10 protein-coding genes and 1 pseudogene are annotated in these 8,030 nt (G+C 75.1%); 5 read left to right on the forward strand and 6 right to left on the reverse strand.

Translation table 11 applies throughout. The features are described 5' to 3' along the window. Positions 1–26 precede the first annotated feature (26 nt). From ACH9EU_RS01840 to ACH9EU_RS01855, 4 genes are all read right to left on the reverse strand, one after another. A complete protein-coding gene (locus ACH9EU_RS01840; RefSeq protein ID WP_396412227.1) occupies positions 27–857 on the reverse strand; it encodes an FAD:protein FMN transferase in 831 nt (276 codons plus the stop codon). Beyond that, the gene (locus ACH9EU_RS01845) at positions 854–1,072 is read right to left on the reverse strand and encodes a hypothetical protein (RefSeq protein WP_396412228.1); all 219 of its coding nucleotides are present in this window, start codon (positions 1,070–1,072) and stop codon (positions 854–856) included. The genes ACH9EU_RS01840 and ACH9EU_RS01845 overlap by 4 nt, the downstream gene beginning before the upstream one ends. A gap of 170 nt (positions 1,073–1,242) precedes the next feature. Further along, entirely contained in the window at positions 1,243–1,671 is a 429-nt protein-coding gene (locus ACH9EU_RS01850; protein ID WP_396412229.1) for a hypothetical protein, read from the reverse strand. Positions 1,672–1,867: 196 nt separating this feature from the next. After that, positions 1,868–2,317, reverse strand: coding sequence for a hypothetical protein (locus ACH9EU_RS01855; protein WP_396412230.1), 450 nt, complete (start codon positions 2,315–2,317; stop codon positions 1,868–1,870). A gap of 338 nt (positions 2,318–2,655) precedes the next feature. Here ACH9EU_RS01855 and ACH9EU_RS01860 point away from each other — a divergent pair, with 338 nt between their 5' ends. Further along, positions 2,656–3,045: a hypothetical protein gene (locus ACH9EU_RS01860; RefSeq protein WP_396412231.1), complete on the forward strand. Its 390-nt coding sequence runs from the start codon at positions 2,656–2,658 to the stop codon at positions 3,043–3,045. Positions 3,046–3,067: 22 nt separating this feature from the next. On the opposite strand, the gene ACH9EU_RS01865 is transcribed toward ACH9EU_RS01860, so the two are convergent. Beyond that, the gene (locus tag ACH9EU_RS01865) at positions 3,068–3,823 is read right to left on the reverse strand and encodes a Mut7-C RNAse domain-containing protein (protein WP_396412232.1); all 756 of its coding nucleotides are present in this window, start codon (positions 3,821–3,823) and stop codon (positions 3,068–3,070) included. Positions 3,824–3,903: 80 nt separating this feature from the next. On the opposite strand from ACH9EU_RS01865, the gene ACH9EU_RS01870 reads away from it, so the two are divergent. Together ACH9EU_RS01870 and ACH9EU_RS01875 are read left to right on the forward strand one after the other, a co-directional pair. Next, positions 3,904–5,037 carry a glutamate--cysteine ligase gene (locus ACH9EU_RS01870; protein WP_396412233.1) on the forward strand — a complete coding sequence of 378 codons (1,134 nt, stop codon included), beginning with the start codon at positions 3,904–3,906 and terminating at the stop codon, positions 5,035–5,037. After that, the gene (locus ACH9EU_RS01875) at positions 5,034–6,002 is read left to right on the forward strand and encodes an FAD-dependent oxidoreductase (RefSeq protein WP_396412234.1); all 969 of its coding nucleotides are present in this window, start codon (positions 5,034–5,036) and stop codon (positions 6,000–6,002) included. The genes ACH9EU_RS01870 and ACH9EU_RS01875 overlap by 4 nt, the downstream gene beginning before the upstream one ends. Before the next feature lie 15 nt (positions 6,003–6,017). On the opposite strand, the gene ACH9EU_RS01880 is transcribed toward ACH9EU_RS01875, so the two are convergent. Then, on the reverse strand, positions 6,018–6,692 hold the full coding sequence (locus tag ACH9EU_RS01880; protein ID WP_396412235.1) for a haloacid dehalogenase type II: 675 nt from the start codon (positions 6,690–6,692) through the stop codon (positions 6,018–6,020). 241 nt (positions 6,693–6,933) lie between these two features. Here ACH9EU_RS01880 and ACH9EU_RS01885 point away from each other — a divergent pair, with 241 nt between their 5' ends. Continuing rightward, a complete protein-coding gene (locus ACH9EU_RS01885) occupies positions 6,934–7,728 on the forward strand; it encodes a ferritin-like domain-containing protein (protein ID WP_396412236.1) in 795 nt (264 codons plus the stop codon). Continuing rightward, a pseudogene (locus ACH9EU_RS01890) lies at positions 7,725–8,030 on the forward strand (hypothetical protein); the annotation flags it as partial. The gene ACH9EU_RS01885 and the pseudogene ACH9EU_RS01890, both read left to right, overlap by 4 nt.

An 8,030-nucleotide genomic window follows, 5' to 3' on the forward strand; every position in this document is an offset into this window, starting at 1 on the left:
AGCGACCCGGCGGGCAGGAGCGGGCCTCAGCGCCGCGCGTACCGGTCCCGGCCCAGCGACCAGGCCGTGCCCGCCGGCGCAGGGTCCACCACGTACGCGGACCAGTCCCGCAGCCCGGCGAACCAGGCGGCACCGTCCCGGCCGGCGACGACGAGGGCGGTGGCGAGCACCCCGGCCAGCCGCGCGTCCGGGCCGACCACGGACGCCGACCGGGCACCGCCGGCGGGGCGACCGGTGCGGGGGTCGACGATGTGGGCGGGGCGCTCGTACGTCCCGGAGGTCGACACGGCCCCGTCCCCGGGCAGGAGGGTCCACGTGACGGCCCCGGGGTCGTCCGGGTGCCGGATCCCGACCTCCCACGGCAGGCCCGGGGCCGCCGCGCCACGGGTGACGACGTCCCCGCCGGCGTCCACGCACACGTTGGCGCAGCCCGCGGCCACGAGGTCGTCCGCGATCCGCTCCGCGGCCCACGCCTTGACGTAGCCGGACGGGTCGAACCCGCCGCGCACGGCCCACGGGTCGAAGCAGCCCCCGGTCATCTCCCGGCCCTCCCGGCAGCGCTGCACCACGTCCAGGACCGCCCCCTGGGCGGGGTCCCGCCGGGAGAGCCGCCGCTCGTCGAGCATGCCGGTGCGCAGGGCCGTGACGACGGAGTCGGGACGGTAGGTCGAGAAGACGGCGTCCACCCAGTGCATGTTGGCCACGGCCACGTCGACGGCGTGCCGCACGACGCGCTCGGCAGGCAGGCCGTTCTCGCCGGCGCGGACGTCGATGGACACCGTGGTGCCCCAGACCATCTCGCGGTGGCGGACGTGGCGGCCCTCGGGTCGGCGCAGCTCGACGGTCGGGGCGCTCACAGCCCGGCCCTCTCGAGCAGGTCCCGGCAGGCGGAGCGGAAGCCCTTCACGGCGAGGACCGCCCCGGAGACGGCGTCGACCGGCACCGACCGGCACGGGAGGATCTCCTCCTCGAGGACGGGGGCGGCGCTGTCGTCGATCCACTGCGGGGGGCGTGGGGGGAAAGATGTGAACTCGATGCTTTGGACTATAGATGGGTTCTGCCCGCAGGTCATTGGACTTTTGGACAGGATCCCCAGGTCAGCGAGCCCTCTCGCCGCGGGCCGCGAGGTGGGCGGAGTCCGGTCCCGCCCCGTGCTGACGCGCGGGGCGGGGCCGGGTTCCCGGTCCTGACGGCGGGCGCCGGCTCTTCCGGGCGGTCGGACCCCGTGGTGGGCCCCGGCGGTCAGTCCGCCTGGTCGCCGATGTTGATCAGCACGAGCGGCAGCCTCGTGCCCATCCCGCAGAACTGCTCCGGCGCCGCGCACTCCTGGATGAACCCGGACACCACGGCCGGGCCCTCGTCGAAGGCCCTGTTGTACGCGACCGCCTGGTACGGCAGCGTGACCTCACCGCCCTCGCAGGTCCACTGGTCGGAGTGGTTGGCGTGGGCGATGAATCCGTCGGAGACCCGCTGGCTGACGTTGAGCGAGACGAAGATCTGGGTCCCGGCCGTGCAGGACACCGTGAAGCTGCCCTCGATCGCGGCGCCCTCGGCGATCCGCGTGGCATCGCTGATGTCGTAGATCTCCATCGCCTGTGCCGGTGCGGCGGCGACGAAGCCGGCCCCCGCGGCGAGGACGGCGGCGGCGACTGCTCTGGTGGTTGTTCTCATGGTTCGGTCCCATCCGGTGGAGAATCAGGTTCCGCCCGGTCCGGCTCCGGCCCCGGACGCATTCCCCCGAATCCGCCGGCGCCCCGTCCCGGTGCGACTCCCCCAACGTAGCCCCAGGTCAATCGGCCCCCGAGGGAGTCCGCGAAGATGACGGGCACGATTCGGACACGGACCCGAGGGCGGAGCGGACGTCCGCTCAGAACGCGTCGTCGATGGGCACGGCGCGGCCCCGCCCGTCCCGGTAGTAGGCACCGGCCTCACCGATGCGGTCGTCGAGGGTCTCCTCGAAGGCACGGGCGGCCCGGACGTCGAGATGGAGCCCGGAGTGCCCGGCGGACAGACCGCAGCGCAGCGTGTCGGAGGCGTCCTCCAGCCCGCACGGGCGCAGGGAGTCCTCGGCCCTGCCGGCCGGCGCCTCCACGCAGAGCACGACGGCGGCAGCGAACAGCAGCACCGCGGCCGTGACCAGCGGTCCGGCCGGAACCGCCCGGACCGTGGAGGCCATGACGACCGCCGGCACGAGGAGACCGAGCAGTGCACCCGTCGCGAGCAGCCCGGCGGTGCCTGCGGTGTCCCTCGCCGCCCGGACACGCGTCGCCGCGGCACGGGACGCCCGCGGCCCCTGGGGATCGACTGGAGTGGTCACGACGGTCCTTCCGTGTCCTGCCCGCCACCGACGAGGCGGTGGCGCGGGACTCACAGAGGGGCACCGGCCCCGGTCCCCCGTGCCGTCCCCCGACAGCTGATGCGCCCATCCTGACGCCTCGGATGCCGTTCGGGAACGACGTGCGCCAACGTGACCCGGACGCCGGCGCCGGCCGACCCCGGTGGGCAGGAGCGCGCGTCCGCGCCCGAGGGCCGCCCTGAGACACGGTCCATCCGCTCACGACCTGCGAGGACAGCCCCGGGACCGGCCGGCGCCCGAGGAGGGGAGCCCGTGCGGCGCACAGGATCGGACGCCGACGGGCACCCCTGCCCCCACTTGTGGGGCTGGCCCGTGGGGCCGGCTCGTGGGGGTCCCGGGCTCTCCGCTGCGCGTGGGCGACCGGGCCGGCCCGGACCCGCAGGCACCGGAAGAAGGCGAACTGCTCTCCGGCTCCTCGACCGAGTTCCTCCTCGGCCTCCTCGGGCCTCCCCGACCGGCAGGGGCTCGACCACGCCCTGCGCTCGGGCTTCAGCGCGGACGTTCGGTTCGCGCACCAGACCGGCCTGCTCGAGGAGGTCTCGCACGACGCCCGGATCATGGCCGTCGACGGGCACGAGGTGGCCGTGGCCGTCCTGGCGGACGGGTGGTCCGGGGACGAGGACTCGACGCCCTGGTTCCAGGAGGCCGGGCGCACGGTGGAAGGGTTCGTGCGGCGGTCCGCCGGGTGACCGCGCCGCACCACGGGGACGGTCAGGGCCGCCGGGGGTCCGCCCTGCGGTCCAGGACCTCCCGCGCGCGCTCGACGACGGCGTCCAGGCGCGCGGCGTGGGCGCCGCGCCAGTAGACGTGGCCGCAGCCGGTGCAGCGGGAGAACGCCGTGTAGGCCTGCCGGGTGCGCGGCATCAGCCGGCCGGCCACCTCTTCGGCGCCGGCCGGCTCGAGCGGCGCTCCGCAGCGCGGGCAGCGCGTCCACGGGGCCAGGGGCGGGGCGAAACGGTCGAGCACGTCGGCCAGCTGGTCGTCGGCGTGCTCACCGCGCACGAGGGCGCTCTCGGGCAGGGCCCCGCGGTGCAGCAGACCGCGGTCCTGGGTGAGCAGGACCCGCCGTTCCCGGGCGGCCCGGTCCACCAGGTGCGGGTCCTCGGCGTCGGGCTCCCACGCCGCGTCGATCCCCAGCAGGCGGAGCCGGCGGGCCAGCGGCCGCAGGTGGACGTCGAGCAGGAACCGGGGCGGACGGCACCGGGTGGGCTGCGGCCGCGGCCGGGGCACGAGGAGGAGCACGGGGACCTCACCCTGGGCGATCCCCGCGGTGGGGCGCCCGCCGAGGTCCACGGGACGCCCGTCGAGGAGTGGCGGTCCGATCTCGGTCGGGGGGATGCCGACCATCCGCACCACGTGGCCGACCGTGTCCGTCCCGGGCACCTCCACGGTGAACCGGGGCCTGCGGCGCCGCGGGGACAGCAGGAACCACAGGCCGGGATCCACCTCCAGCACGATGCTCGGCATCGTCCCAGGATGCCCCAGTTCCCGGTGCTACGCTCCCCGTGACATCTGCCGGCACCGGCCGGGACGGGAGGTGGTGGAGCGTGCGGACGTTCGGCGTGGAGGAGGAGCTCCTGCTGGTCGACGCCGGGACCCTCGAGCCGCTGCCGGCCGGGGAGGAGGCCGTCGCCCTGGGCGCGGACGCCTCGGCGACCGGCCACCGCGTGACCACGGAGCTGCAGCAGGAGCAGATCGAGGTCGACTGCCCGCCGCAGACGACGCTCGAGGGTCAGCTGGCCGCGATCCGGGCCGGCCGCGCGCTCGCCGAGGCGGTCGCCGCGCGCGTGGGCGGGCGCGTCGCCGCCCTGCCCACGGCGCCCGGCCCCGTCGCGCCGCACACCGCCCACGAGCGCCGCGCCCGGCAGGTCCGGCAGCGGTTCGGGCTCACCGCCCGCGAGCAGCTGACCTGCGGCTTCCACGTCCACGTGCAGGTGGACTCCCGCGAGGAGGGGGTCGCGGTCCTGGACCGGATCCGCGTGTGGCTGCCGGTGCTGCTCGCGCTGAGCAGCAACTCCCCCTACTGGAACGGGGCGGACTCCGGCTACAGCAGCTACCGCTACCAGGCCTGGAGCCGATGGCCCACGGCCGGCCCGCCGGACCTGTTCGGCTCGGCCGACGCCTACGACCGCCACCGGCGGGACCTGCTGAGCTCCGGGGTGCCGCTCGACGAGGGAATGCTCTACTTCGACGCCCGGCTCTGCGAGCACCTGCCGACCCTGGAGGTGCGCGTCGCGGACGTGTGCCTGGACGCCGGTCACGGGGCCGTCCTCGCGGCCCTCACCCGAGCCCTCGTCGAGACCGCCGCCCGGGACTGGCAGGAGGACATCCCGGCGCCACGGGTGCGGGCCTCGGTGCTGCGGGCCTGGACGTGGCGGGCCAGCCACACCGGGGTCGAGGGACGGCTGGTCAGCCCCTCGACCCGGGAGCTGGCCCCCGCCGGTGCGGTCGTCGCGGAGTTCCTGGACCGGTTGCGGCCCGTGCTCCTCGAGCACGGCGAGGCCGGGCCGGTGGAGGCCGTGGTCGAGGACATCCTGCGCCACGGCAGCGGGAGCCGCCGCCAGCGCGAGGCCCACCGCCGGGGCGGGGGTGCGCACGGCATCGTGCGCATGGCCATCGCCGCAACCCACGGCACGGCACCTCCCGCCGCGCCGGCAACCGGAACGGAGCACCACGCATGACCCCACACCCACCGCCCGAGGCCGATGTCCTCGTCGTCGGCGGCGGCCCGGCCGGGCTCGCCGCCGCGACCTGGCTCGGCCGTTACCTGCGCCACACCCTCGTGGTGGACGCCGGGGAGCAGCGCAACCGGCACGCGGACCATGCCCACGGCCTCCTGGGCCGGGACCCGGCACGCCCCGAGGACCTCCTCCGCGACGCCCGCGCCGGCCTGGCCCAGTACCCGCACGTGACCGTCCACGAGGGCCGGGTCGAGGAGATCGAGCGCAGTGCGGACGGAACGTTCCACGCGGTGGTCGACGGCGATCCCGTGGTCGTCCGGCGGGTGGTGCTGGCCACCGGTGTGCGTGACGAGTGTCCGGACGTCACCGGCTTCGAGGACCACTACGGCACCGACGTCCACCACTGCCCCAGCTGCGACGGCTTCGAGATCCGGGGCGGGCACGTGGTCGTCCTCGGCGCGGGAGAGCGCCTGCCCGCCTTCGCCGCCGAGCTGCTGGACTGGGCCGGGTCGGTGTGCGTGGTCACCGACACCGGCGCCGGCCCCTGCGACGAGGCCCAGTGGGACGTCCTCGCCGAGCACGGCATCGACGTCGTCGACGGCGTGGCGGAGGCCCTGCTCGGCGAGCCCGGAGCCCTCGAGGGCGTGCGGCTGGCGGACGGCTCGGTGGTGTCCGCGGACGCGGTGATGTTCTCCTACGCCCACCACGCCGCCAACGGTCTCGCCCGGCAGCTCGGCTGCGAGCTGGACGACCACGGGCGCGTCGTCGTCGACGACTTGCAGCTCAGCAGCGTGGATGGCGTCTACGCCGCCGGCGACATCACGGCCCGGCTGCAGCTCGTGCCCATCGCCATCGGCCAGGGCACGTCGGCGGGCATCGCCTGCGCCACCTCGCTGCGCGGGCACCGCACCACCGTCGGGGACGTGTCCCCGGCGCCGCCCACCCGGAGGTTCACCCGGCCCTGACCGGCCGGGGCCCGCTCAGGCGGTGCCGTCCGTGAGCTGCCCGGCCAGCTCCACCAGGTCCGCGGCCTCCAGGTCCGGCGGGGAGAAGTACCCGGGGTACTGCGCCCCCGTACGGTTGATCCAGGCCGTGCGCAGCCCGGCCCGGCGGGCACCGTGGATGTCCCACGGGTGCACCGCGACCAGCAGCATGCGGTCGGCCGGGTGGCCGGTCTCCGACGAGGCGTACGCGTAGGCGGAGCGGGCCGGCTTCCAGGCGGGGGCGTCGTCGACGCTCAGCAGCTCGGTGAAGTGCCCGCGGAGCCCGGAGCGCTCCAGCAGCCCCTCCGCCACGCTCGCGGAGCCGTTGCTCAGGGTGACCAGCTCGGCCACCCTGCGCAGCGCCTCGACCCCGGGCACGACGTCCGGGTGCACGCCCAGATTCTTCAGGGCGGAGATGATCGGGCCCGCGGCGGCATCGTCCACCGCGTCGCCGCTCTCCGCCAGCAGCCGGACGAGACTGTCCTGGGCGATCTCGGAGAACGCCGCGTTGCCTCCGGCGGCCGCGATCGCGAACCCGTCCCGGAGGATGCCCGCGAACCACGTGCCGGCCAGGTGCTCCGGTGCGCCCGCGGCGGCGAACGCCTCGCCGAGCGGGGACATGTCGGACAGGGTCTCGTTGACGTCGAACACGATCACGTCGGGGGTGCTCACCACGGTCCCACCTCGCACTTCTCATTGCCGCTCGTCGCTGCCCGGGCCGCCGGCCGCAGCGGTGCCGCTCCGGACGGTGCGGCACGATCACGAGCCTACGGGCGGGCGGCCCCGCGCCCAACAGTTCGCCGGTGACCCGTCCGCCGAGCAGTCGGCGCCGAACATCCCGTGACACCACCGATCCGACCACGACATCCGACCACGACATCCGACCACGACATCCGACCACGAAAGAGTAGTCATGGCCTTCGACATCGACCGGTACGCCCGGGAGTCCACGACCGTCAACTGGGACGACCTCGGCCTCGAGGCCTTCCGCGACGACCCCCTGCCCGCGGAGACCCTGCGCACCCTGCGCTACATGTGCGACATCGAGTTCCACACCGTGTGCTACCTCCGGGACATGCTGGTCAGCCCGTCCCGCCGGGACCCCGAGGTCGGCACGTTCATGACCGTGTGGAACCACGAGGAGTTCTGGCACGGAGAGGCGCTCGCCCACGTCCTGGCCCTCCACGGCATCACGGTGGGCTTCGACGAGGTCAAGGCCAAACGCGTCAGGCTCGGCTGGCGGGACCGGATCAGCCCGGTCAAACAGTCCCTGCTCTCGAGCATCGCGGGGACCGACTTCGTCGCGGTGCACATGGTGTGGGGCGCCCTCAACGAGCGCTCCGCCGCCGCCGCGTACAAGCGGCTGGCCGCCCTGGAGGGTCACCCCGTGCTGGCTCCTCTGCTGCGACGGATCGCCGCGCAGGAGACCAAGCACATCGCCTTCTACACGACACAGGCCCGTGCCCGGCTGCAGGACAGTCCGCGGGCCCGGACACTGGCCCGCCTTGCCCTGCGCACGGCGTGGCAGCCCGTCGGCTCCGGCGTCTCCCCCGAGGAGGAGGTGACCCACGTGATGGCCCACCTCTTCTCCGGTCCCGCGGGACGCCAGGAGGTGGACGCCATCGACCGCCAGATCGCCAGGCTGCCGGGCCTGGACGGGCTGACCCTCGTGGCCGACGCCCTGGACGCCCGCGGGGTCCCGGCATGAGCCCGGCGCCCGGGTTCGACGTGCGCGCCTACATGCGCGAACCCCACGACCTGCGACCCGCGGACCTGGGGCGGGAGGCCCTGGAGCACGTCGCCCCGGCGGCCCTCGACGTGCTGGCCCACCTGTGGACCGCCGAACGCCGGTTGCTCGACCGCATGCGGGACCTGCTGGTCACGCCCGCCCACGCCGACCCCCGGCTGACCGCCTTCCTCACCACGTGGACGTACGAGCAGCACTGGCTCGCGGAGACCCTCGACGCGGTCCTGACGGCCCACGCACGCCCGCCGGGCGCAGCCGCCCAC

This window comes from Kocuria rhizosphaerae (assembly GCF_044462265.1).
GTDB lineage: Bacteria > Actinomycetota > Actinomycetes > Actinomycetales > Micrococcaceae > Kocuria > Kocuria rhizosphaerae.

What these genes read in the sequence shown, in the direction of transcription:
- ACH9EU_RS01845 (WP_396412228.1), bottom strand. Translation starts at nt 1,072, where the DNA reads ATGACCTGCGGGCAGAACCCATCTATAGTCCAAAGCATCGAGTTCACA.
- ACH9EU_RS01850 (WP_396412229.1), bottom strand. Translation starts at nt 1,671, where the DNA reads ATGAGAACAACCACCAGAGCAGTCGCCGCCGCCGTCCTCGCCGCGGGG.
- ACH9EU_RS01865 (WP_396412232.1), bottom strand. Translation starts at nt 3,823, where the DNA reads ATGCCGAGCATCGTGCTGGAGGTGGATCCCGGCCTGTGGTTCCTGCTG.
- ACH9EU_RS01875 (WP_396412234.1), top strand. Translation starts at nt 5,034, where the DNA reads ATGACCCCACACCCACCGCCCGAGGCCGATGTCCTCGTCGTCGGCGGC.
- ACH9EU_RS01885 (WP_396412236.1), top strand. Translation starts at nt 6,934, where the DNA reads ATGGCCTTCGACATCGACCGGTACGCCCGGGAGTCCACGACCGTCAAC.